Source organism: Mesoterricola silvestris, assembly GCF_030295405.1.
Classification (GTDB): Bacteria; Acidobacteriota; Holophagae; order Holophagales; family Holophagaceae; genus Mesoterricola; species Mesoterricola silvestris.
Genome location: NZ_AP027080.1, coordinates 2,184,822 through 2,207,138 on the forward strand (window position 1 = coordinate 2,184,822; position 22,317 = coordinate 2,207,138).

Below are 22,317 nucleotides of genomic sequence, written 5' to 3' on the forward strand. Positions count from 1 at the left end.
GGGGCGCCTGGCGCCGCTCACGTATTCTGGTCACCGAAGCCACTGAACATCACCCAGCGATCAGGCACACTGGCAAGCCCCTGGTTCTCTATGCGCTGGGGAGTGGTAGGCTTGCACCCTCAACCCAAACCAGGTCAGCAAGGGACCCCAATGTATTGCCCCTCATGCAAATCCCCAAATCCGGTTTACAGAAAATTTTGTCTCAACTGCCATCTTGCCTTGAACGGAAGTGGCAATTACGAACCCGGGTTTTCACCCGAATCAGCATCGGGTCCGCTGTCGCCCAAGGAGGCAGAGAAGGCCAAGGCAAGGAAGAAATGGATGTTGGATAAAATTGAAACAAGGGAAGATGCCCTGAAATTTGCCCATGATGCTTCGATTGCTTTCTTTGTGGTGGCCGCTCTCCAGGCTGTCATGTCAATTCTGATCGGCTTTTCCATATTGATTGATTCGTCAATCTATGCGCTTAGTGCCTTCTTCGTGCTTCGTTTCCATAGCCGCGTTGCAGCGATTACTCTACTGCTTCTCGCCTCCCTAGCTACAATCTCAACCGTGTTCAACATCGTCAAAGGCAACGTGGCTGCCTGTGCCAGCATCGTCATTTCCCTAATCACCTTGGTCATTGCCACACGTGCAGTTGAAGCCAGTTTCAAACTCCATGGCCGCTTCGCACTTGCGAAGTCCTGCGATCCGAGGTCTCCAGCCTGACCCGTGGCATTTCCCCATTGCGCCGCGTCTCGGGTCCCATCACCAAACGCCCGTCTGCCTAACGGTTGTGCGCAAATCTCATCAACCGACCGGCCTACAACTGGGTCTTAGGGGCTATAGGCATCCCTGGAGGCGGCCATGACTCACGCTAGAGCGCTCCTGCTCCTCCTTTTCACCGCCTGCGCCACCCAGCCAGCCTGGGTACCCCAACCGGTGCCCCCTTGGCGGGTGCTGGACGCCGGTGCCATTCAACCCTCGGCGAGCGCACAATCCATGACGGTAGAGGTGGATGCCTGGCGTGAGGACGGCCTGCCACTGCGCTTATTCCTGGACGACCGCGCTGTGGCTGACTTGCTGCCTGGGGAACGACTGAACCTTTTCGTTACTCCGGGCAGGCACACCCTTCGGATCAAGAGGCAGGGCTTGATCGACCGTTCCGAGGCTGCCACCGAGTTTGCGGCTACGACGGGTGCAGCCTTCCGCATCTTCAGGCCCACTCCAGGGACCCTCGCAATCCAACCCGCCTGAATCCACCTGGGTCTCCCAAGCTTGGTCCGGTCAACTCGCGCGTTAGGCTTCACCAAGCCCCAGCCCAGTCAGCGTGAGGGCAGGGGGCGGGCTGAACCCGAGGGCCCCGCATTGCGCCGCGTCACGCTGCGGATCGCCTGAAGGCCACGGTAGGCGGGTTTATCCGCACCGGCCTCAGTGGGAGAAAAGCCCAGAGCTACATCACCAGGGCAAGCCGCAGCTCGATCTGCAATCAGCGACGTCGACCTCCGGGCGCTTCAACTGCGCGCCTATCCCACCGCGCCGTCCCGACGAGGCACCCTTCACGCGCCGGTCCTAACCCAGCGTTCGAGGTCGGACCCCAACCTGCACTTCTCCCCTTGGTGGTATCGTCATTTCAACCTCCCTTCTCCTCCACTGGCGCCGCCAGGCCAGGGCCGGTCAACTTTGGCGTTAGGCATCTCATGAGCCGACTTCTTATATTCTTCCCCCTTCTCTTGTCGCTCTCTCTATACGCAGTTGCCCCTGAGTTCAAACCCTTCGATTCCTCCCCAGTGGCCATCAAGCGCCGGGATGCCTATTCGATCTTTCTTCCAGGCTCTAAACTCCAGCGCTTGACTACGTTTTTAAATACATGCAAAGAACGCGGTGCAGTTGAGATCGAAGGGAAAAAGTGGGCTGTTTCGGTGAGGTTAACCTTCCCTAGTGAACCTATCTGGCGAGCAGCCTTTCGCACCTTCAATTAAGGCAAAATATTTCGCGCCGTGTCATCTGGCCACATCATCAATCGCACGTCTCCCTAACATGCCTGCCCAGCCATTCCGCGCCGAGGGGTGTTAGGCTTGCACCATCAACCCAATCCAAGTTTGGAATTACCGATCACCCTGGGTTCAGTGGAGTGCCGGACCGGATTTCCTCCCGAACCCGGTCCCGCAGCCTGTGGGGCCTGGCCGGGCCCGGCCGATCGGTCTCGTCCGATTCCAGGCCCTGCATCCCGGTGCGGGGGCTGGGTTCGGACGGAAAGGGCAGGGGGGACATGGCTGACTTCGATTCGCGAAATTTCCGCAAAACGCAGGGCTCCCATCAAGCCTGTCAAGGTCGGCAAACCCGGTTTGCCGCGAAGGCCCTGAACCTTCGATGGTTCGCCAGCATCCCTCTCCCGGGACCCTATGGCCCCCTCCGCGCCTGTCGCCCAATCAGGATCCAGTCCGGAAGAGGCGGCATTCCGAGGTCCCCCAATGCTAGGACCACATTCATCCGGAACCTTTTGCATGTGCGTCCAAGCCATTGCAGAATGAAGAAAACAGCCCTCCCGAAGCGATGCGCCCAAGCCCACACAAGGATCAATACCGACTCACCCCAGGCGGTTCGGGCCAATAATTTCCCCGGTCTTTACACGCCAGCGTTCGATTCCCCGTCCGACGCCCAAGGGTTAGGCATTGACCACCACCAATCGACAATGCTTTACCCGTCATAGGAGTCCGAATGAAATTCACAACAGGGCTCTCAATTCTTTTCCTAACCGCGCTACCGCTCATGGCGGTAGAAGACACTGAGGCAAATCGACTCAAAGCCGCTGAAAGGTATCTTGCGGCAACACCTGTCTCGGAATTGATGAATGATCTGGTAGAGCAAATGGGCAAGAACCAACCTTCCGAAAAGCAAGCTTGGATTAAAACGGTTATGACAAATTGCCTGGACATGAAGGCCATTGAGACAATCATGAGGAAGTCAATGATTAAAACCTTCACCGCAGATGAGTTGAATGCTCTGGCTGACTTCTACGCATCTCCTTACGGGAAGTCCGCTATGAAAAAATTTGGCCTATATATGGCCGATGCAATGCCGGAAACTCAGCAGGAAATCATGAAGGCAGTTGAGAAGTCAAAGGCGATGATCCCAGAGCCAAAATAGCTCAGCCCATCCGGTCCGACGAGGTACTATTCACGCGTCGGTCCAAGCCCAGCCTTCGAGGTCGGACCCCAACCTGCGCTGCTCCCCTTGGTGGTATCGTCATTCCGACCCCCCTCCTCCTCCACTCGCGCCGCCAGGTTGGGGCCGACTCACCTTCGGCGTCATGCGTCCCTCACATCCATCATGGAGGTACAGATGAAACCAAGCTTGCTCTTATCAATACCGTTTTTGTCCGCCCTTCTCGGCTGCGGCATTATTGGCAATTACCAACGCATTAATTTGTACCCCGTGAATAGCACGGGCATGAATCAACCCTTGAATGGCACTATCTATAATCTATCTGGAAAGATCAAACTTACATTAGCCAATGGTACCGAATATCAAGGTGAGTTGTTTAAGGTAGCGAGACCTCAAGATCCCAGTGACACTTTATATTCTGATAAGTTGGGATTCCCAAAAAACTGGGATGCCGTTTATGGCGATCATTATTACTCAAAGAATGTTTTGGGTTCAGAGAGGTACTGGCGCTGCAACCTGACAACCACTTCGACCGATTCCATATACCTGGAAATAATCCGACCCAACTTGAATTCAGACATCCGCCTCGGTGTAGCCGTGGACTCCAAGGGGCAAGCATACAAGGTCACGTTCTAAAATCCGTAATTGATCGCCGACGCCTGACCCCTGGCTCAACCCGGACCCCGCCGGCATTGTCCGCCGCTCTCTCTCGGCTTCACCCTTCCTCGACTTCGCTCAGCGCCTCGGCACAGGCGGGGTGGTTAGCCTCATCTCCACGCCCCGGTTTTGGCCATGCTTCGCCAGAACCTGGCGCCTGCGGTCTCCCGGCACCTGGGCTACTCCCGCAATACCCTCTACCGGAGGATGGAGAAGTTGGGGATATGATGGTCATCTAATGCCGCCCCGCCCATGCCGTTGACTCTGGGGGTATGGATTCATGACGCATTCCGTTTTTTCCGTGTTACTGATGGCTGCATGTTTGGCCGCTCCGAGCGCGGGCTGTGCCCAGGCCCAGGACCCACCCGTCCGGGCGGACAATCGCGACCCCAGCTTCGTGCCGTACGTCCCGATGCCCATGCCCGCCACCGCCTCCTTCAAGGAGGTGAGGGACGACCTCGCCGCGCTCCTGAGGGAGCGGAAAAGACCGGTGGGCGTCAGATTCGGGAGGCGCGGGCCCGCCCAGCCCGACTTCAACCGCCTGGAGAACGCCCACCAGCTCATCGAGCTCATAAAGGGGGGAGGGACGGGGGACAACATCGTCCGGCTTCAGTACGATAAGCAGAAGCAGTTCGAATACATCCTCCTCAAGGCGGTTGCGGTGGTGGATGAACGGATCGAGCTCGGACCCGGCTTCGCCTTTCCCTTCCGCGACGTCCTGGAGGGGCCGATCACCGTCACCAGGCTCAAGGACGGGGCCTATCCCTTCGTCATCCAGCTCCAGAACCAGCTCTCCTTCCGCTTCGACGCCAAGGACCTGGGCGATGCGAAACGCATGGCTGATGACCTGGAATTCCTGAGGCGGCATTATGCCGGTCTGGAGGAGGGCAGGGCGGCCCAGTCCGAAACCCTGGCCGCCCAGTACCGCGCCCTGAAGACCAAGCCCCCCGTTTCGGAAGCGCAACGAAGATTCATCGTCCAGGCCAACGCCTACAACCAGATGAAGAACTACGAGCAGGCCCTGGAGCATTACCAGAAGGCCCTGGACCTGGAGCCCCTGTCCTACCCGGCGGCTTACTTCAACATGGCTCTGCTTTCGGCCCAACTGGGGCGTTACCGCGCGGCGATGGCGTACATGAAGCAGTACCTGCTGCTGGAGCCCGAGGCCAAGGATGCCCGGAGCGGGCAGGACAAGATCTACGAATGGGAAATCATGGCGGGAAGTTCGCGATGAAGTCCTTCCTGGGCCTGTTGAAGGGCTCGATGGTGTTGGCGAGCCTGTTGGCCAGCCAAGTATTCCTGGATGGCCAGACCGTGCCGAGCGCCTCCAGGCCCGTTTGCATCTACTGCAACACACCGCTGCCCAATGGCACCCACGCCCGGAGCTGCCCCTACTACGCGGGCGGCAAGCCCGCGGCGGGTTCCAGCCGGAAGCCCGGTTCCGACGTGAAGGCGGCCCTGGTGGGAAGCCTGTTCCAGAACCTGCTGACGTCCCTGTTCGCCTCCGATGCCGTCGGGGATCAGAAGGAAGCGGCCGCGCAGGCCGCTGCCCTGGCGGCGGCCCGGGCTTCGGAGGCCCAGAGGAACAAGGACCGGATCGCCCAGGCCGAATACCTGAGGATGATGCAGTCCTACAAGCAGCTGGACGATGGCCCGGGAGCGGCGTACAAGACCCTGGCGAACACCGACCTGGAGTTCAAGTCCCTGGATGCCGAGACCCTCGCGGCCGGCGCCAGGGCCCCCTTCGACACGCCCTCCAGGGGGGAAAGCGTTGCGACGACGTTCTTCGGGGACAGCATGCCCTTGGAGGACCTGCGCCTGCTCGTCAATCCCGGGCAGGATCCCCGGATTGTGGATCTCACCAAGGCACAGCGCCTAGTCGGGGCGAAACTCAAGGAGGACGGGCCGCGACTGGTGGCGCTCATCCGCAAGGTGGAGGAAGAGGGTGGGAGCCCCATCCCCCTCAAAGCCCCGGACTGCGCCAAGCTCGCCCGGTTCCTGAAGGGTTCGATGGAGCAGAGAAGCCAATTCCAGAAGACCCTCCAGTCGGCCCAGGAACAGCTGACCACCTGGGAGACCGCCAACCGCAACGCCCTGCTCAACGCCGCCAAGGATGGGTTGGAGTTCCTTTCCGGACAGATCCTGGACAGCCTCAGCAAGCGGGGTGAAGCCGCCGCCCGGCTCCAGCGGATCTACGACCGGAAATCCGGCCAGATGGCCAAGGACGGGCTCGACGTGGTGGCCATCCAGGCCAAGATCGAGCGCCTTCAAAAGCTTTCTTCATCCGGACAGGTCGCGGACTTCGTCAGCAGCATGAACGACAGGCAGGCCTTCACGAAGGATGGACTTTCCGCCCTGGTGGCCCAGCTGAAGGCATCCAACACGGACCTGGAAGGGCTCTTCCGTGAGCCTGGCCTTGAGGACTATTTCGGCGGCGAGGCGCCAGAACTGCGCGTACTCCTCGATATCACCAAGATCGCCGCCTCGAACGAAGTGCTCGGCAAGTGGGTCGCCCGGAAGATCCCGCTCTTCGCCGGGGTCGAACTGGCGATCAACCAGACCTACAACGCCCTGGACTGGTACACCAGCTTCAAGCGGGTCATGGAAGCCAACGAGATCAACGGACGGGTGCAGGAGGCGGCAGAGGCCATCCAGAAGAATATCGATCATGCCTATATGCAATTAAGGGACTGCCCGGGAAGCCTTTGATTCTCCCCCGGCCGGGCGGGCTCGCCCCGTCCAGCCATCCAGCCTAGGAATGTGAACAGGTGAGTCATGAGGCCACGACCGTTCTCGATCCCGTTTGTCGTCGCCGGGCTGAGCAGCTTCCTTTCTGGATGCGGGCAACCCCAGGCGCATGACCAAATCCCCCAAGCGGAATTTCAAAAAAGTGCCAATGGCTGCTTCGTGTCGCCCATCGTCCGGTTTAATATTACCGAATGGGTAATGTAGAGCCTCCTGCTATCCGCTCCCTCAAGCGTTCCGACTATGCCCAATGGCGCCCCCTCTGGGATGGTTACAACGCTTTCTACGGCCGCATCGGCGCCACCGCCCTGCCCGAGGAAATCACTGCATCCACATGGAACAAGTTTTTCGATCCGTCGGAACCCGTGCATGCGCTGGTGGCCGAGGACGCTGGCCAGATTGTCGGCATGGTTCATTACCTGTTTCACCGCAGCACGACACGATTGAACGACGTCTGCTACTTGCAGGATCTGTTCACCGCCGAGTCGTGCCGGGGTCGGGGTATTGCAGGGCAACTCATCCGCGCGGTGTATGCCGCTGCGGCCGCGGCTGGCAGTTCCAGGGTCTACTGGCAAACCCATAACACCAACCGTTCCGGTCGAGCGGCATACGACAAATTAGCCGAGCACCTTGGCTCCATCGTCTACACGCATGACCTTTGATTTGCCCCTGGCCTCATTCAACGCCCTAGCCCCTCAGTACCCGGCCGCACCGCACGTTGTGGATGAAAGGATCTGGGCTAGGCGGCGAGAATGACCCGAATGCCCCCTGGGAGATTCTGATGAAGACCCAGTACTACACGGCCTCAAGCCTCGATGGCTTCATCGCCACGGAGGAGGATTCCCTCGACTGGCTGTTCCCGCTCGGCGACATCAACGAAACCAGTTATCCGGACTTCATCCAGGAGGTCGGAGCGCTGGCCATGGGCTCCTCCACCTATGAGTGGATGCTCCGTCATGGTGTCGAACCGGGAACCGGGGCCCCTCAGTCCTGGCCCTACGCTCAGCCAACGTGGGTCTTCTCGACGCGACAGCTCGAACCCGTTCCAGGGGCAGACATCCGGTTCGTTCAGGGCGAGGTTCGGCGGGTCCACGATGAGATGAGACGGGCGGCTCGGGAAAAGAACATCTGGATCGTCGGCGGCGGCGACCTGGTTGGCCAGTTCCATGACGCGGGGCTCCTTGATGAAATCATTGTCCAGATTGGTTCCGTCACGTTGGGCAAGGGCAAGCCGCTCCTTCCCCGCCGAATCATCGGCGCCTCCGCCTTGCGCCTGACCTCCGTCCAACGGTTCGGTCCCGGGTTCGCGGAACTCCGGTACGAGGTCCCCGCGCGCCCTTGAGTGTGCTGATCAAGGCGTCGGCGCGGCGGATGGTGGGTCTGTTGGTGGACGGACTGCGCTTTGGAGCGGAAAATCAAGAACCATGAGCGTATTCGCTTCCCTCAATTCCGGGTTCAGAATTGAGGGTCACGAAACGAATCCTTTCCAGGAGGGCGCCATGCCGCCAGGGCTGATCATCTTCCTCGCCTTGATGGGAATCGCATTGATCTGCTGGTTGCTGCTTCGATCCCGGTTCTACCGGGAGGCCCTTGGCGATCTCGAAGGGATGCGGAACGCACCGGAAAACAGGATGGGCGCCACCGGTTTGCAGAATGCCAATCCGCTTTATCAGTTGTCGAACGATGACGATGGGAAGAAGCCCAAGGGAGCTAGGGGCGCGGGGTCGCCTTGACGGGCCAGGGGAACCAGGCTTCGGCGTCGGCGTCGCAACAGCGTTCCCAGGACTTGCCTTCGGTGTAGAACTCCTCCCGGTCCCGGTCGCAGGCCCTGAAGGCCACCAGGCGGTCCTGGGGCTTGGGCGGGGTGGGCATGTGCATCCAATGAGTGGGGAAGCAGGGGACCTTGAAGCCGGAACCATCCGGGTCCCGCAGCCACTGTCCGTTCTGGCTGCGCATGGCGGTCGCGAGCATGGCATCGTCGCCATCCTCCCCGAAGGAGCCGCGCCCGATAAGAATGCTTCCGTCCCTGGGGGCGGATTCGATATGCCTCCATTCACTCATGGTCACCTCAATCCCGATGGTACAATTATGGCTGAAACGTCAGGTGATTCGGTCACAATGGACGTGCTGCCGGGGTGCGCCGGGAGGTTTGATTGTTGACTCCATTCAACTCAGGCAAGCTTGTTAAATTCCCGTTTCTGCTTGGTTGTGCCGGTTCACTGTTGTGGTCCCAAGGCCCTCTTCTACAGGTCAATGCAGGACTGGGTAATGCGGATAGCAAATGGAACATGCAGCGGCGTCATCCCAATGATTTCCGCGAATGGGCGGATGTATTGATCGGTGCTGAACTGGGGGCAGTGTTCCCCTTTTCATCGAACCAGCGCGGAAGATTCGTCCTGGGCGGAACCGGCGGCACGATCTCCAATTATCAGGTGGGTGCCGACTACCAGTGGTCCTTGATCCGGAATCAGGAGAGGGATCTGTACGTGTTCGCCGGGCCATCCCTGAACTTCATTTCTGGAACCTATACGGTCAGGAATGGATTTGTTCCGCCCGATGGCAGCGGGGACTACCGGGATGTCTCCCAGCGTTGGCGGCCTGGGATCAAATTCGGTGTCGGGTTTCAATGGGCAAAACATTGGGCTGGTGAACTGGATGCGCATCTGATCCACATGGCCACCTCCGGTCCGGACGCCGTGCCCGAGGCCACGACGGGCTACGTTTCGGCGGTCGTTTCGTTTCGATTCTCCGCAAGGTGATGCCTTTGGTGGTCAAGCGCCACCCGCAAGGGGCGTCGTATTCCATCCCTGTTCATCCCAGACATCACTGTTCATCCCTGTTCCGCAGGGCCGGCGATGGATTGGGTCGGCGCGCGCATTACCCACATTCGCCGACTCATCCAAGCCTTGGCCCTGCGGAACAGGGATGAACGGTGATGTAGGGGATGAAGGGGATGAGGCCTGTTGAGCCCCGGCGAAGATGGGCGATCTGTCCTGTCATCGGCTACCGGGCCGCAGTCAGTTCTTCCCGCATGGCCGTGGCGCAATCGGGGCAGATGCCGTGGGTGAATTCGATTTCGCTGTGGGCGTGGAGGTAGCTTTCCACCTGTTCCCAGTAGCCCCCGTCGTTGCGGATCTTCTTGCAGTGGGCGCAGATGGGGATCAGGCCGGAAAGGGACTGGACGTTGCCCAGGGCCTCCTGGAGTTCGGCCACGAGGGTCGTGTTCGTGCGGATGAGGACCCGCTGCCGCGCGAGGCGGCGCTCCAGGGCGGCGAGGCTGCGCCGCCGCAGCTCCTGGACGCTGATGGCGAACAGACCGGCCAGGACGATATCGAAGACCCAGGTGCCGGTCTGGGCGGGGCCGGCGACGGAGAGGGCCAGCGCGGTCCAGGTGGCCAGGAGGATCGCCTGAAAGGCCGCCAGGGCGATCCGCCGGTTGAGCACCACCCCGCTGGCCAGGGACACGATGAGGATGGAGGCGGATTCCTGGAGCCGGCCGTAGAGGTAGAGCTGGCTCCCGGTCACGGCGAGTCCCAGCAGCATCAGGGCGAAGGCGTGCCGCTCGGCGTTGCGGCCCCGGAAGCGGGGCCGGTCCAGGAGGAGGGCGTAGGCCAGGACGGCCAGGCCCCAAAGGCCGGCGTGCCAGGCGAGAAGCCGCATGGGGCCGGGACCTGGAAGGGTGGAGAGCCGCCAGGGGACCATGGCGAACAGGAACACGGCCACGGCCAGGGCGCCGTTGCGCATCCCGCGCATGCGCTGCACCTCCAGGGTTTGCGTTGGGTTCATCCCACCTCCCGAATGATAGGTTAATACCATTCTGCGGGTTGGTCGCCCTTTCGCTTCCCCTCCCGGGGCCGCCGGTGGCCCGGGGTGCGCGGGTGCAGCCCCCTGGGGACTGGGTTCCGGCACCTCGAACGAGAATTATTTCAAATGGCGGCCCTCGACCTTTGAATGATCCCGAAGCCGGGAGGGGGAAGGGGGGATCCTGGAGGGAAGGAGCCCAGGCCATGCATGAACTCGAGAGCATCATCCACGCCGCTGACCAGGCCATCAACCGGGAGGACCTGGACGCCGTCGTGGATTTCTACACGGAGGACGCCACGCTTGTGGTCCAGCCCGGCGTGAACGCCACGGGCAAGGCGCAGATCCGGAAGGCCTTCACGGCCATCGTGGAGCACTTCAACCACACGTTGCATGTCCGGCAGGACAAGCTGATCGTCCTGGAGGGCGGACCCACGGCGCTGGTCCTGGGCCAGGCGGACATCCGGTTCCGGGATGCCGCAGGCCTGGAGGTCCGGGTGGAGCGGGAGGCCACCTACGTCTTCACCCGGGACCCCCAGGGGGCCTGGCGCTGCGCCGTGGACAACTCCTACGGCACCAGCCTGCTCAGGTCCTGACCCGGGACCGGCCTTCCCGATGAAAGCGGCCCGGGTCGCCTCCCTCCACCGGCATGCGGCGAAGGGAAGCGACGCGGGCAGGTCCGACGGCATCGGTTTTGGGGATCACTCCCCGGGGGTGCCGGCCTCCTTGATGGAACCCGTCAGGTGGAGGCTGGCCTTCTTGAATTCCTGGATGCCCTTGCCCAGGCCCTTGCCCAGTTCCGGAAGGCGGGAGGGGCCGAAGAAGAGGAGCACGGCCCCGCCGATCAAGAGGATTTCAGTGATGCCTAGGTTTCCCATGGGATCTCCTGGGGAATGGGGCGGCCCCGGGGGGGCCGCCCGGGCGGAATTCAGGGAACGATGAACTTGAACGGGTGGCAGGGAAGGCAGAAGTTGGTCGACTTGGCATGCTGGTGGTGGCAGATGTTGCAGTCGGCCTCGGTGCCGTAGTGCCTGTTGTCGTGGGGGTTCCGGGGCTTCACGGCGGCCGTCTTGGCGGCCAGGGCCTTGGTGTCGCCGTGGCACTCGACGCATTTGAGCATGGACACCGCGGCGGGCTTCTTCAGGTCGTCGTGGCACTGGATGCACCGGATGCCCCGCAGGCTGTGGAGGTGGCTGCCGGGGATCCGGGTGCGCAGGGGGGCCGCCTTGCCGGCGCCGGCCCCATGGCAGGCGACGCAGCCGTCGTAGGTCATGGCCCGGGTGGGGACGTGGCCGGCGGGGAGGACCTGCTTGTCCTTGTGGCAGGCGGCGCAATCCCCGGCCTTGACCTTGGCCATCTGGACGCAGGTGGGGCGGGCGGAGACGGCGAAGGCGGCGGCCAGGAACAGGAACGCGGTCTTTCTGAAAAGGGATGTTCTCATTGACAACTCCAGTCGTGGAAGGGGCAGGGAAAGGCGGAGGCGGTGGCCGGCCTCACAGCCTCGCGACATGCCTGCCGGCCAGATAGCCGAAGGTGTAGCAGCGGCCCAGGGAAAGCCCGGGCACCGTCATGGGATAGTCCGGGGCCCCGTAGAAGCCGCCGCCCAGGTTGCCCACCAGGTACAGCCCCTTGATGGGCTTTCCGTCGGCGTCCAGGGCGCGGCTCTCCTCGTCCACCAGCATGCCGCCGCAGATGGCGGAGATCCCGACCTTGCGGTGGATGCCGTAGAAGGGCGCCTTCTGGACGGGAATCAGCAGGTTGGCGGCCTTTCCGAAATCCGTGTCCCGGCCCGAGGCGACGATCTCGTTGTAGCGCTTCACCGTCGCCACGAAGGTTGGGGCGTCGATCCCCAGCTTGCGGGCCAGCTCCTCCAGGGTGTCGGCCACGTGGGTGTCCACCAGGGACTCGAACACGCCCTTCTTGGGGCCGGGGTCCTCGGGCATGTAGTGCTTGAGCCCCTCGGGGGGGACCAGGCGCCCCGGCCAGGACGCGGCCTGGGTCATGTAGTTCGAATCGAAGATCTGGCAGTAGTGGCCCGCGTTCCTGCGGTCCCGCAGGTAGTTGCCCAGGACCGACATCTCGGCCGTCTCGTTCACGAAGCGCTTGCCTTCGCGGTTCACGGCGAGGAAGGGCATATCGCACATGGAGGCGGGGCCCGCGTCGAAGTCGTGCATCACCTTGGAGTGGGTGATGGGCTCCACGACGCCGCCGGCCCAGAAGGCCATGGCGTGGCCGTCGCCGGTGCGGTCCATCTGCTTGCGGCGGAAGTTCTTCAGGTCGGGCATGAAGAACGCGCACATGGCCTCGTTGTTCTGGTAGTCCCCGCAGGCCAGGATGACGCCCTTCCGGGCGAGGAACCTGGTGTACTTGCCGTCCCGGCCCCGGGCGATGACGCCGATGACGTCCCCCGCCGCGTTCTGCACCAGCTGGGCCGCGGGCATGTTGAAGAAGAACTCCACCCCGGCCTTCTCGGCGGTCTTGGCCAGGTGGCGCATGCCGTCGCCCGTGGTGTAGGGCTTGGGCCCGAAGAACGAGGACACGTAGTTCAGGGGGTAGCCGTTGACCTTGAGGTTGCCTTGCTGCAGCAGGTTGCCCTGGTCCACCACCGGCGAGCCTCCCTGCCGGGCACGGTCCATGACCCACCGGATGGCTTCGCCGGAGTTGTAGGCCCATTTGCGGACCAGCGCCGGGTTGGAGCGGTGGGCGTTGTCGCTGATGATCCGGGCCACCAGGGCCTCGACGCCGGCCTTGTCGCTCTTCTCCAGGTCGATGCCCGTGCCCGTGTTCCCCTGGGATACGGGAATGGGCTGCTTCTGGAGGACCGCCACCTTGGCGCCGTTCTCGGCGGCGGACAGGGCCGCGGGAACGCCGGCGGCGCCCGCGCCCACGACGATCACATCGTAGGTCTTGGTGGCCTTGATGTCCTTGTCCGCGATGGGCTTGGGCTTGGTGAAGAAGGAGGGGACCCCGCCCCGCCCCGCGTCGGCGCCCGTGGGCACGGGACCCGCGGCCTCCGCGGGTTTCCCGGCCAGCCCGGTCAGGCCGAGCACGCCGAGGCCGGCGGCGCCCGCCGTGGTGCGCGCCAGGAAGCTGCGCCGGGAGAGGCCGCGGTCCAACGCGTCCTGGGTGTGGGGATCGATGGTTCGTTCTTCCTTGGACGTTTCGTCACGCATTTCGCATTCTCCCTAGAACGTGTAGAGCAGGCCCATGCCGAAGCCCTTGGTGTCGGCCCCGGGGGCCACGGTCCCCGCGGGGGGGAAGAGGGCGTAGGAGGCGGACCGGTCGTTGGTCATGCAGTAGTAGGAGGCGTAGAGATCGGCGCACTTGGCCAGGGCGTAGGAATAGCCCACGGTCCACTGCCTGCCGCCCAGTCCGTCGCTGGACGCGGGCGCCCCGCCGGTGCGGGTGGTCTTGCCCGCGCCCGCCGAGCCCAGGGAGGCCCACAGCTGGTGGGCCCCCAGCTTCTGCTGGACCAGGGCGTACCAGGCGTCCCGCTCGTAGCTGTTGACGTTGCCCACCACGGAATCGGTGGTGTTGTAGGCGAGGCGTTCGGCGATGACGGAAAGCTTGGTGCCGGTGGGGAAGGTGTAGTGGGCCACCAGCTCGTCCCCGTCGTCCTTGGAGGTCGTGTTGGTGAGCGTGGCGGCGGCGGATCCGCCCATCTGGGCGAGGCCGAAGTAGTCGTTGTGGCGCTCGTGGGCGTAGCTGATCCCGAAGGGCCCCTTCTGGTAGGTCACCAGGGCGGACCAGAGATCCGGGGTGACGCTGGCGCTGGTGGCGCTGGCCACGGTCTTGCCTTCGCCGGCGGAGTAGGCGATCCGGGCGGAGAACCCGTTCCAGGTGGGGGTCCAGTACTGGAGGCTATTGCCCTGCCGGCGGTTGAAGGAGGCGTCGGCCTTGCTGTTGGCCCGGCCCGTCTGGGTGGTGGTGCCGGGGACATTGAAGCCGGGGTTGGCGGTGATGGCGTTGTCGAAGGGGTTCAGGCCGCGCAGGGCGCCCACGAACAGGATGGGGTACTTGTAGGGCGTGTCCCAGCTGCCGAAGAACACCGTGCCCCAGCTGCCCTTGAGGCCCACGGCGCTGTTGCGGCTCGTGAGGGCGTTGGGGGCGTCGCCGTCGGGGCTCACGGCGCTTTCCACCTGCCAGAACACCTTCAGATCCTCGTTGATCCGGTAGTCGCCCTTGAAGCCCAGGTTGGAGGTGCCGGAGGTGACCCGGTTGCGGGCGGGCAGGTTGATGCCGGTGTAGGCGGCCGCGGACACCAGGCTGGCGCCCCCCGTGGCCGGGGACAGGCCGGGCGCCGTGGCGCCGGTGGTGCGGATGTTGTCCGCGAACGGCAGGAAGGTGCCGTAGATGGTCACCTCGCTGGCCTGGGCCGACGCGGTGAAGGGGAGGCAGGCGGCCCCGGCAACGGCGATGTATAGGACGGATTTTCTCAAGGGATCTCCCAAAGCCGAGGCCACGGGCCTCCGCGGATATGCGCGCAGCGGGTCCGGAAACCCGGGATCCGTGCGGTACGGAGGGGCTTCGGGCGACCATCGCTCAATTCACGATGAGGATATCTCTTTATCGGGCCGGGTCCTGTAACGAACGTGCCGCCCGCTGGCACATTTCGGTTCCGGCTAACGGAATTCGGGGGCCGGACCCCTCGAGGCCCGGAAGGCCGAGGGGGTTTCGCCGGTGACCTTGCGGAAGACCTTGGTGAAGTGGGACGGGGCGTCGTAGCCCAGTTCGGCGCCCAGCTCCTGGATGCTTTCCTGGCCGTTGAGCAGGCGGTGCCGGGCCTCGAGCATGCACCGCTCGGTGATGAGGGTCTGGGGCGTCCGGCCCACCGAGGCCTTGCAGGCGGCGCCGAGGCGCTTGGAGGTGACGCGCAGTTCGTGGGTGTAGAACCGAACCTCCTTCTCCGTGAGGAAGGAGCGGTCCAGCAGGCGCATGAACTCCCGGAAGATCCCCAGGTCCGAGGCCCGCTGGAGGCGGGTCTGGCTGGCGAGGCGGGCGCTTTCGGCCTTGATCAGCTCCAGGAGGGCGGCGAGGAGGTGCCGCAGGACGGGCAGGGCGTGGGGGCCCGGGGCGGTGGAGGTGGCCTGGAGGAGCTGGGAAAGGGAGGTGGCCTGGTCCAGGAGGAGCCCCTGGCCCAGGGGCACGTTGGAATGGTCCAGGAAGGGGGAGAAGGTCAGGTTGGAGTCCAGGGGCAGGAAATCGTCGCTGAAATCGATGCACCAGCCGTGGGCGTTCTTGCGGGGGACGAAGAGGTGCTGCTTGCCCTCGGCCACCAGCATCGCCAGGGGCGAACGCACCTCGTGGGATTCCCCGTCGATGTGATGGACCCCCTCGCCCTCGGTGACCACCAGCACCTGCTGGTAGCCATGCCGGTGCAGGGTGTTGGGGCCATGCTCCCGGATCCGCCGGTGGCTGGCGGGGTTCACTTCAGCGATGGCGAACGGGGTTTCCATGGGGGCTCGGGCCGGGGGGGTGGGGGAATTGTGGACCCTCTTGTCATAAATCATACCTGAAACGCCCCCTGATCCGGTCACAAGGACCGCCGGTCCGGGTTGTGACGCAGTTGCGCCCCCTCCGGGCCGGGGCGCGGCATACTGGATGGGTTGCACGTCTTGCAACGACGCAGGTTCTTCAGGGCGGGGTGAAAGTCCCCACCGGCGGTAGGGTCAGGTCCGAGGACCAACCGAGCCCGCGAGCGCCCGTCAACCACGGGGTCAGCAGATCCGGTCCAAATCCGGAGCCGACGGTGAGAGTCCGGATGAGAGAAGGAGCGATCCATGCCGATGGGCGATGTGGAAGGTGCGGTCCGTGCGTTCCGGGAGGGCAGGGCGGTGGTCCTGGTGGACGATCCGGGCCGGGAGAACGAGGGGGATCTGATCATCCCCGCGGAAAAGATCAACGAAAGAATCATGGCCATGATGATCCGGGAGTGCAGCGGGATCGTCTGCCTGTGCATCGAGGAGGACGTGGCGCGGCGCCTGGACCTGCCCCAGATGGTGGAGGTCAACGAAAGCCGGAACCGCACCGCCTTCACGGTGTCCATCGAGGCACGGGAGGGCGTGACCACGGGCGTGTCCGCCCACGACCGGGTGGTGACCATCCTCACGGCCATCCACCCGGGGGCGGTGCCGGGGGACCTGGCCCGGCCGGGCCACGTGTTCCCCCTGCGGGGGCACCGGGACGGGCTGCGGGGGCGCCAGGGCCACACGGAGGGCTCCATCGCCCTGGCGCGCAGGGCCGGATTCCGGCCCATGGCCGTGCTCTGCGAACTGATGAACCCGGACGGCACCATGATGCGGGGGCCCGAATTGCACCGGTTCGCGGAGCTGCACGGCTTTCCCCTCCTGGCGGTGGAGGATCTCGTGGAGGCCGAGGCCTTGGCGGTTCAGGGCACTTTGAACCCGTAGACATGGCAGTGGTTGCACCAGTTCACCGGCTTCTCGTGCTGCCGGTGGCAGATATTGCACTCCATGGTCGGGCCCCAGTGGGGGGAATCGTGGGGGTTCTCGGGCTTCACGGCGGCCGTCTTCTTCACCAGGTCCTCGGCGGGGCCGTGGCAGCGCAGGCAGACCTGGGCGGGCACGAAGGTCTTCACCTTGGCGGGGCCGTGGCAGTCCACGCAGCTCACCCCCTTGGCCTTGTGCATATCGGCGGCCATGGGGGCGGGGGGCGCGGCGGCGAGGGTGAGGGACATGAGGCCCGCGAGGAGCAGGGGAATCGCATTCGACATGGGGGTAACCCTCTCTTTCAGGCGGATGGGTTGCATGGTCAACTCCACGGCTTCTCGGCACTGGCCTTCCGGCCGGCGATGCGGCCATTGACCACGCAGTCGGCCATGGCCACGCTGCCCAGGCGCACCGCCCCGTGGACGCCGCCGGTGATCTCGCCCGCGGCGTAAAGCCCCTTGATGGGCTTGAGGTCGAAGCCGATGACCTGGGTGTCCACGTTCACCACCAGGCCACCCATGGTGTGGTGCACCCGGGGCCAGAGGCGCATGGCGTAGAAGGGGGCGGCGGCGGTGGTCCGGGAATCTGGGAAGAGCTTGCAGTCGAAGTCCTCGTCCTTGCCCTTTTCCACGAAGCCGTTCCAGCGGGCCACCTGGTCCAGGAAGGGCTGGACCGGCACGCCGTAGGCGGCCGCCAGGGCCTCGAGGGTGTCGAATTTCTTCACGACGCCCACTTCCATGGCCTTGCCCAGCACCTTGGGCACCACCTGCTTGCCGATGGCGTAGCTGTCGCCCAGGATGATGACCGGGTGGCCGATGGCGATGATGGCGTCGGCCCGCTCCTTGCGGTTGCCGGTCTCCTTGAAGAAGCGCTTGCCGGTGGCCGGGTCCACCATGAGGCCGTAGCCCACGATGCGCTCGCACACCTGGGGGCCGTGGCCGAAGCCCGGTTCGTCCGGGCTGGTCCAGGGACCCAGCTGGATCCAGTCCATCTGCACATCCATGGCGCCGGCGCTGCAGGCGGCCAGGATGGCCTCGCCGGTGGCGCCGGGGTGGTTGGTGGATTCGAATTTCGGCGTGAGGCGGGGGTCATGGATCTGGCGCAGGGCGATGTCCTGGGAGAAACCGCCCGCCGCCAGGACCACGGCCCGGCGGGCCTTGATGAAGCCCGGGGTGCCCGAGGCGTCGTCTGGCCACTTGAAGTTCCTGCGCACCTCCAGCCCCACGATGCGGCCCTTGCCGCCGGTGATGAGCCGGATCATCTTGGTGCGGAGCAGCACCTCCACCCCCAGGGCCTTGGCCTTGGCCAGGAGCGGGTTCACGAGCCCGGATCCCGACTGGTTGTAGGTCTGCACCGAGCGCTTCACGGAGTGGCCCCCGTGGAAATTGAGGCGGTTGAATTTGGCGCCGATGAAGGTGCGGCACCATTCCAGGGCCTCGTTGGAGTGCTCGGCCACCATGCGGGCCAGGTCCGGGTGGTTCAGGTACGAGCCGGCCCGGAGCATGTCCTTGAGCATCAGCTCGGGGGAATCCTGGACCCCGGCCTCCTTCTGGAAGCTGTTCCCGGCGGCGGCGAAATCGCCGCCGTTGATGATGGAATTGCCGCCGTGCAGGGGCATCTTGTCGATGACCAGGACGGTGGCCCCCGCCAGGCGGGCCTCGATGGCGGCGGTGAGGCCGGCGAAGCCGGTGCCCACCACCACCACGTCGAAGCTCGCATCCCAGGTGCGGGGGAGGGGGCTGGGCGCCGCCGGTTCCTTGGCCCCCATGGGGAGGGCGCCGAGGACCACGCCGCCGAGCAGGGCCGCGCCGCCGGTGCTCATGAACCCGCGCCGGCTCATTTCCTTCGGTTCATTGCTCATGTCGCGTCTCCTTTGCCGGTGGGTTCAGAAGGTGTAGAGGATGCCCAGGCCGAACCCGGTGGTGGAGGCGCCGGGGGCGACCTTGCCAACGGGCGGGAACAGGGCGTAGCTGGCGGAGCGGTCGTTGTTCATGCCGAAGACCGAGGCATACAGATCCGCGGTTTTGGCGAGGGCGTAGACGTAGCCGACGCTCCACTGGGCGCCGCCCAGGCCGTTGGTGGTGGCCGGGCCGCCGCCCACCACGGTGGCGCTGCCGGCGTTGCCCTTGCCGTAGGCCCCGAAGACCTGGTGGACCCCCCAGCGCTGCTGCGCCAGCAGGTAGAACGCATCCCGCTGGTAGTGGTTGACCTTGCCCACCACGGAATCGTCCGTGTCGTAGGCCAGCCGTTCCACGATGGCGGAAAGCTTGGTCCCCGTGGAGAAGGCGTAGGAGGCCACCAGTTCGTGGCCGGTGTCCCGGGAGGAGGTGTTGGTGGCCGTGGCGCCGGCGGAGCCGCCCAGCTGGGCCAGGCCGAAGTAGTCGTTGTGGCGCTCGAACCCGTAGCTCACGGAAAGGGCGCCCGCCTTGTAGCTCAGGAGGAGGGACCACAGATCGGGGCTCACGGAAGGCACCGTGGCCGTGGCGGTGGTCTTGCCTTCATTGAGGGAATAGGCCACCCGGCCCGAGAAGCCGTTCACCACGGGGCTCCAGTACTGCACGCTGTTGCCCTGCCGGCGGTTGAAGGCCGCGTCCGCGGCGGCGTTCACCCGGCCGCTCTGCGTGGTGGTGCCGGGGACCCCGAAGCCCGGATTGGCCGTGAGGGCGTTATCGAAGGGGTTCAGGCCCCGGAGCGCCCCCACGAAGAGCAGGGGGTACTTGTAGGGCGTGTCCCAGTTCCCGTAGAAGACGCGGCCCCAGCTCCCCTCCAGGCCCAGGGCGCTGTTGCGGCTGGTGAGGCTGTTGGGCGGGTCCCCGTCGGGGCTGACGGCACTTTCGATCTGCCAGACCACCTTCAGGTTCTCGCTCACCCGGAAGCTGCCCCGGAAGCCCAGGTTCGAGGTGCCCGAGGTCATGCGGTTGCGGGCCGGCACATTGCCCAGGTCGCCCATGTAGGCCGACGCCGCCACCTGGGTGGCGCCCCCGTTGGCGGGGGAGAGGCCCGGCGCCGTGGCGCCGTGGGTCTTGATGTTGTCCACGAAGGGAAGGAAGGTGCCGTAGATCTGCACCTCGCTCACCTGGGCGGACAGGCCTGAGGGCACGGCTGCCGCCAGGGTGACCAGAAGGTATTTCGCGTTCACGCTGCACCTCCATGGAATAGGGTTTGGCTGTGAAAAGCGATGGGGCGGCCGCCGGTCAGAGATTGAAGTTGGACACCACCTTCTTCAGGCCGTGGGAAACCTTGGCCAGCTCCTCCGCGGTGTGGGAAATCTCGTCCACGGTCGCCGACAGTTCGTGGGTGGAGGCCGCGTTCTGGGCCAACCGGTCATTGGTGTGGCCCATCATGCGCGTCACGTCCCGGGTGACCGCCGCCTGTTTCTCGCTCAGCCCGCCCACCTCCTGGATGCTGGTGGCGATGGTGGTGATGCGGGTGCTGATGGCCTCGAGGTTCCGGAGGGTGGCCTGGACGCCCGAGACGCCCGCCCCCACGGTCTCCTGGGCCTTCTGGATCAGTTCCTCGATCTCGAGGGCGCTGGTGCGGCTGCGCTCGGCCAGTTTGCGCACCTCCTCGGCGACGACGGCGAAGCCCTTGCCCTGGGCGCCGGCCTTGGCGGCCTCGATGGCGGCGTTCAGCGAAAGCAGGTTGGTCTGGCGGGCGATGTCCTGGATCACCTGCACCGCCTTGACGATGCTGGAGGTCACGTCCTGGATCTCCGACATGCCCGTGGCGGCGCTCTTGCCCGCCTCGGCGCCCTGGGCGGCCTCCCGCACGGCCTGACCCGCCTGGGTGCCGGTGGCCTGGGTGCGCTCGGCCATGGCGTCCACGTTGCCGGCCACCTGATCCATGGCCTTGGACACGCCTTCCCCGGCCTCCTTGAGGGCCTCGCTCACCTGGGCGATATTGGAAACCGTGGTGGCCATCTCCACCGAGGAGGCCGCCAGTTCCATGCTGCCCGAGGCAACCCGCTCGGCGAAGTGGTCCACCTCCTGCACGATGGTCTTCATGCGGCCGTTGTATTCGTTGAATGCTTCCGCCGCCTGGGCGATCTCGTCCTGGCTGCTCACTTCGATGCGCCGGCTGAGGTCCCCCTGCTGGAGGCCGGTGACCAGCTGGGCCAGGGGCCGGGTGATCCTCCGGGCGGAACGCACGGCGACGTAGCCCACCAGCAGCGACACCAGCAGGGAGATGCCCACCAGGGCGAAGCTCACGGCCCGCATTTCCACCGCCACGTCGTCCACGTAGAGGGAGGTGGCGATGACCCAGCCCCAGGGCGCGAAGCGGCGCACGAAGCCGGTCTTGGGGAAGGTGCCGGTCTGGCCGGGCTTGGCGAATTCGTACTCCACGTACCCGCCCGCGGGATCCTCCGCGGCCTTCTCGAAGGCCGCCGCCAGCTTGGTGGTGCCGAGGGCCTCGGGGGATTTGCCGTTGAAGTCGGGCCGCAGGGGGTGCATGACCATGACGCCCCCCGGTCCCTGGATGAGGAAGTAGTTGGTCTGGTCATAGCGCATGGCGGAGACCATCTCCTTCACCTTCTCCTGGGCGGTTTCCCGGGTCATGCGCCCCGCGGCCACGTCCTGGTCGAACCGGGTGGCCACGGTCATCACCAGGTCCACCATCTGGCGGATGGCCGTCCTGCGCCCATCCAGGATCGCCCCCCGGATCCGCGGCACCACGTAGCCCCCCAGAAGCACCAGGAAGAGGACCACCGGCAGCAGCGTGAGCGCGACGATCTTGCCTGACAAGGAATGGATGAACTCCGCAAACCGGCTAGGCTTCGCCACGTCCCCTCCCCGCGAGAACCCTGATTGGGTATCCAGATGCCGACTGCTAATCGGCAGAACCGGTTATGAACATTACAAATGGATTCGAATTTCCGGGAACCGGGCTTCCGGGCCCCGCAGCGCGGGATGGCCCCGGGCGACCGGGCCCGTCCCCGAGTCCGAAATTCTTGATTTGAATAAACTTCACATTTTTAGGATTTCCCTACCCGTTAGGATGGAATCCGGATCCGGCACCTCCAGGGGCCTGGCTGGGTAATCGCACGTGTTCCAGATGTTCGCCCTGTTTCGTCATCGCCGGACAAGCCGGCGATGACGGCTGCAGGTTGGACATTCGGGCGGTGACCCGTATTCCCTGCCGGTGGCCGCAGGTCCTTTCGTCCAAATTCCCGAGGAAGGGTGCGGCCCATGGGGTTCCGATCCCTTGCGCCGACCCACCGGTACCGTCGGCTTCCGGTCCTCGCTGCGCTGCGGGCCGGGTCCTCCGGTTGCCGTAGCTCGGTTTCGGAGTAGGGGGGGTGTCTGGAACGAGGGCCGCCCTTTCCATCGCCTGGGATGACCTGCGGGGAGTGAGGAAATCCGTCCCCAATCCCTGTTTTGTCATTGCTGTATTGACATACTCGATTAAAGACCTGCCCTTACACCGGGAGGTCCATCCTGTCCCCATCTTCCATCCGAGCGTCCAGGGCGGAGCTGTCGCTGGGCTCCCGTCCCCCACGGCTCCAAGGCCGAGCTACGGC

23 protein-coding genes and 1 riboswitch are annotated in these 22,317 nt (G+C 64.5%); of the genes, 12 read left to right on the plus strand and 11 right to left on the minus strand.

Going from position 1 to position 22,317, the window contains the following annotated elements; genetic code table 11:
• Positions 1 to 321 precede the first annotated feature (321 nt).
• The 9 genes from R2J76_RS09430 (at position 322) to R2J76_RS09465 (ending at position 8,282) form a co-directional block, all read left to right on the plus strand.
• Positions 322 to 708 (plus strand): hypothetical protein, encoded by a 387-nt coding sequence (locus R2J76_RS09430; protein ID WP_316415593.1) that lies wholly within the window; start codon positions 322 to 324, stop codon positions 706 to 708.
• A gap of 1,992 nt (positions 709 to 2,700) precedes the next feature.
• The gene (locus R2J76_RS09435) at positions 2,701 to 3,129 is read left to right on the plus strand and encodes a DUF2059 domain-containing protein (RefSeq protein WP_316415594.1); all 429 of its coding nucleotides are present in this window, start codon (positions 2,701 to 2,703) and stop codon (positions 3,127 to 3,129) included.
• Between the two features lie 195 nt (positions 3,130 to 3,324).
• Entirely contained in the window at positions 3,325 to 3,783 is a 459-nt protein-coding gene (locus tag R2J76_RS09440) for a hypothetical protein (protein WP_316415595.1), read from the plus strand.
• 156 nt (positions 3,784 to 3,939) lie between these two features.
• Complete coding sequence (locus R2J76_RS21565) at positions 3,940 to 4,032, plus strand: helix-turn-helix domain-containing protein (protein WP_394366802.1); 93 nt, start codon at positions 3,940 to 3,942, stop codon at positions 4,030 to 4,032.
• A gap of 190 nt (positions 4,033 to 4,222) precedes the next feature.
• The gene (locus R2J76_RS09445; RefSeq protein WP_316415596.1) at positions 4,223 to 5,038 is read left to right on the plus strand and encodes a tetratricopeptide repeat protein; all 816 of its coding nucleotides are present in this window, start codon (positions 4,223 to 4,225) and stop codon (positions 5,036 to 5,038) included.
• Positions 5,039 to 5,085: 47 nt separating this feature from the next.
• Entirely contained in the window at positions 5,086 to 6,513 is a 1,428-nt protein-coding gene (locus R2J76_RS09450; protein WP_316415597.1) for a hypothetical protein, read from the plus strand.
• Positions 6,514 to 6,743: 230 nt separating this feature from the next.
• Complete coding sequence (locus R2J76_RS09455) at positions 6,744 to 7,211, plus strand: GNAT family N-acetyltransferase (RefSeq protein WP_316415598.1); 468 nt, start codon at positions 6,744 to 6,746, stop codon at positions 7,209 to 7,211.
• Positions 7,212 to 7,330: 119 nt separating this feature from the next.
• A complete protein-coding gene (locus R2J76_RS09460; RefSeq protein WP_316415599.1) occupies positions 7,331 to 7,891 on the plus strand; it encodes a dihydrofolate reductase family protein in 561 nt (186 codons plus the stop codon).
• 157 nt (positions 7,892 to 8,048) lie between these two features.
• On the plus strand, positions 8,049 to 8,282 hold the full coding sequence (locus R2J76_RS09465) for a hypothetical protein (RefSeq protein ID WP_316415600.1): 234 nt from the start codon (positions 8,049 to 8,051) through the stop codon (positions 8,280 to 8,282).
• Here R2J76_RS09465 and R2J76_RS09470 read toward each other — a convergent pair.
• Positions 8,260 to 8,520, minus strand: a complete 261-nt coding sequence (locus R2J76_RS09470; RefSeq protein ID WP_316415601.1) for a hypothetical protein — start codon at positions 8,518 to 8,520, stop codon at positions 8,260 to 8,262. The genes R2J76_RS09465 and R2J76_RS09470 overlap by 23 nt on opposite strands.
• Before the next feature lie 185 nt (positions 8,521 to 8,705).
• Here R2J76_RS09470 and R2J76_RS09475 point away from each other — a divergent pair, with 185 nt between their 5' ends.
• A complete protein-coding gene (locus R2J76_RS09475; protein WP_316415602.1) occupies positions 8,706 to 9,308 on the plus strand; it encodes a hypothetical protein in 603 nt (200 codons plus the stop codon).
• Between the two features lie 244 nt (positions 9,309 to 9,552).
• Here the strand turns inward: R2J76_RS09475 and R2J76_RS09480 are convergent, their stop codons facing one another.
• The gene (locus tag R2J76_RS09480; RefSeq protein WP_316415603.1) at positions 9,553 to 10,335 is read right to left on the minus strand and encodes a hypothetical protein; all 783 of its coding nucleotides are present in this window, start codon (positions 10,333 to 10,335) and stop codon (positions 9,553 to 9,555) included.
• A gap of 221 nt (positions 10,336 to 10,556) precedes the next feature.
• Here R2J76_RS09480 and R2J76_RS09485 point away from each other — a divergent pair, with 221 nt between their 5' ends.
• Entirely contained in the window at positions 10,557 to 10,946 is a 390-nt protein-coding gene (locus R2J76_RS09485) for a YybH family protein (RefSeq protein ID WP_316415604.1), read from the plus strand.
• A gap of 105 nt (positions 10,947 to 11,051) precedes the next feature.
• Here R2J76_RS09485 and R2J76_RS09490 read toward each other — a convergent pair whose 3' ends face one another.
• From R2J76_RS09490 to R2J76_RS09510, 5 genes are all read right to left on the minus strand, one after another.
• Complete coding sequence (locus R2J76_RS09490; protein ID WP_316415605.1) at positions 11,052 to 11,228, minus strand: Sec-independent protein translocase subunit TatA/TatB; 177 nt, start codon at positions 11,226 to 11,228, stop codon at positions 11,052 to 11,054.
• Between the two features lie 50 nt (positions 11,229 to 11,278).
• Positions 11,279 to 11,791 (minus strand): cytochrome c3 family protein, encoded by a 513-nt coding sequence (locus R2J76_RS09495; protein WP_316415606.1) that lies wholly within the window; start codon positions 11,789 to 11,791, stop codon positions 11,279 to 11,281.
• A gap of 52 nt (positions 11,792 to 11,843) precedes the next feature.
• Positions 11,844 to 13,523: an FAD-dependent oxidoreductase gene (locus R2J76_RS09500; protein ID WP_316415607.1), complete on the minus strand. Its 1,680-nt coding sequence runs from the start codon at positions 13,521 to 13,523 to the stop codon at positions 11,844 to 11,846.
• 12 nt (positions 13,524 to 13,535) lie between these two features.
• The gene (locus R2J76_RS09505; protein WP_316415608.1) at positions 13,536 to 14,789 is read right to left on the minus strand and encodes a porin; all 1,254 of its coding nucleotides are present in this window, start codon (positions 14,787 to 14,789) and stop codon (positions 13,536 to 13,538) included.
• A 183-nt stretch (positions 14,790 to 14,972) separates the two neighbouring features.
• The gene (locus R2J76_RS09510) at positions 14,973 to 15,806 is read right to left on the minus strand and encodes a helix-turn-helix domain-containing protein (protein WP_316415609.1); all 834 of its coding nucleotides are present in this window, start codon (positions 15,804 to 15,806) and stop codon (positions 14,973 to 14,975) included.
• Positions 15,807 to 15,976: 170 nt separating this feature from the next.
• Positions 15,977 to 16,127: riboswitch (FMN riboswitch) on the plus strand.
• A gap of 3 nt (positions 16,128 to 16,130) precedes the next feature.
• Here R2J76_RS09510 and ribB point away from each other — a divergent pair.
• Positions 16,131 to 16,760, plus strand: coding sequence for a 3,4-dihydroxy-2-butanone-4-phosphate synthase (gene ribB, locus R2J76_RS09515; protein ID WP_316415610.1), 630 nt, complete (start codon positions 16,131 to 16,133; stop codon positions 16,758 to 16,760).
• Here ribB and R2J76_RS09520 read toward each other — a convergent pair.
• The 4 genes from R2J76_RS09520 to R2J76_RS09535 are packed head-to-tail and all read right to left on the minus strand — an operon-like array spanning position 16,739 to position 21,580.
• On the minus strand, positions 16,739 to 17,083 hold the full coding sequence (locus R2J76_RS09520) for a cytochrome c3 family protein (protein WP_316415611.1): 345 nt from the start codon (positions 17,081 to 17,083) through the stop codon (positions 16,739 to 16,741). The two genes, ribB and R2J76_RS09520, sit on opposite strands and share 22 nt — an antisense overlap.
• A gap of 38 nt (positions 17,084 to 17,121) precedes the next feature.
• A complete protein-coding gene (locus R2J76_RS09525) occupies positions 17,122 to 18,660 on the minus strand; it encodes a flavocytochrome c (protein ID WP_316415612.1) in 1,539 nt (512 codons plus the stop codon).
• A 24-nt stretch (positions 18,661 to 18,684) separates the two neighbouring features.
• Positions 18,685 to 19,938 carry a porin gene (locus R2J76_RS09530; protein WP_316415613.1) on the minus strand — a complete coding sequence of 418 codons (1,254 nt, stop codon included), beginning with the start codon at positions 19,936 to 19,938 and terminating at the stop codon, positions 18,685 to 18,687.
• 55 nt (positions 19,939 to 19,993) lie between these two features.
• On the minus strand, positions 19,994 to 21,580 hold the full coding sequence (locus R2J76_RS09535) for a methyl-accepting chemotaxis protein (RefSeq protein WP_316415614.1): 1,587 nt from the start codon (positions 21,578 to 21,580) through the stop codon (positions 19,994 to 19,996).
• Between the last annotated feature and the right edge of the window lie 737 nt (positions 21,581 to 22,317).

Coding starts and splice junctions, on each gene's coding strand:
- R2J76_RS09520 (WP_316415611.1), bottom strand. CDS start 17,083: ATGTCGAATGCGATTCCCCTGCTCCTCGCGGGCCTCATGTCCCTCACC.
- R2J76_RS09480 (WP_316415603.1), bottom strand. CDS start 10,335: ATGAACCCAACGCAAACCCTGGAGGTGCAGCGCATGCGCGGGATGCGC.
- R2J76_RS09460 (WP_316415599.1), top strand. CDS start 7,331: ATGAAGACCCAGTACTACACGGCCTCAAGCCTCGATGGCTTCATCGCC.
- R2J76_RS09525 (WP_316415612.1), bottom strand. CDS start 18,660: ATGAGCAATGAACCGAAGGAAATGAGCCGGCGCGGGTTCATGAGCACC.
- R2J76_RS09485 (WP_316415604.1), top strand. CDS start 10,557: ATGCATGAACTCGAGAGCATCATCCACGCCGCTGACCAGGCCATCAAC.
- R2J76_RS09465 (WP_316415600.1), top strand. CDS start 8,049: ATGCCGCCAGGGCTGATCATCTTCCTCGCCTTGATGGGAATCGCATTG.
- R2J76_RS09435 (WP_316415594.1), top strand. CDS start 2,701: ATGAAATTCACAACAGGGCTCTCAATTCTTTTCCTAACCGCGCTACCG.
- ribB (WP_316415610.1), top strand. CDS start 16,131: ATGCCGATGGGCGATGTGGAAGGTGCGGTCCGTGCGTTCCGGGAGGGC.
- R2J76_RS09430 (WP_316415593.1), top strand. CDS start 322: ATGTTGGATAAAATTGAAACAAGGGAAGATGCCCTGAAATTTGCCCAT.
- R2J76_RS09495 (WP_316415606.1), bottom strand. CDS start 11,791: ATGAGAACATCCCTTTTCAGAAAGACCGCGTTCCTGTTCCTGGCCGCC.
- R2J76_RS09440 (WP_316415595.1), top strand. CDS start 3,325: ATGAAACCAAGCTTGCTCTTATCAATACCGTTTTTGTCCGCCCTTCTC.
- R2J76_RS09510 (WP_316415609.1), bottom strand. CDS start 15,806: ATGGAAACCCCGTTCGCCATCGCTGAAGTGAACCCCGCCAGCCACCGG.
- R2J76_RS09470 (WP_316415601.1), bottom strand. CDS start 8,520: ATGCTCGCGACCGCCATGCGCAGCCAGAACGGACAGTGGCTGCGGGAC.
- R2J76_RS09445 (WP_316415596.1), top strand. CDS start 4,223: ATGCCCGCCACCGCCTCCTTCAAGGAGGTGAGGGACGACCTCGCCGCG.
- R2J76_RS09455 (WP_316415598.1), top strand. CDS start 6,744: ATGGGTAATGTAGAGCCTCCTGCTATCCGCTCCCTCAAGCGTTCCGAC.
- R2J76_RS21565 (WP_394366802.1), top strand. CDS start 3,940: ATGCTTCGCCAGAACCTGGCGCCTGCGGTCTCCCGGCACCTGGGCTAC.
- R2J76_RS09500 (WP_316415607.1), bottom strand. CDS start 13,523: ATGCGTGACGAAACGTCCAAGGAAGAACGAACCATCGATCCCCACACC.
- R2J76_RS09490 (WP_316415605.1), bottom strand. CDS start 11,228: ATGGGAAACCTAGGCATCACTGAAATCCTCTTGATCGGCGGGGCCGTG.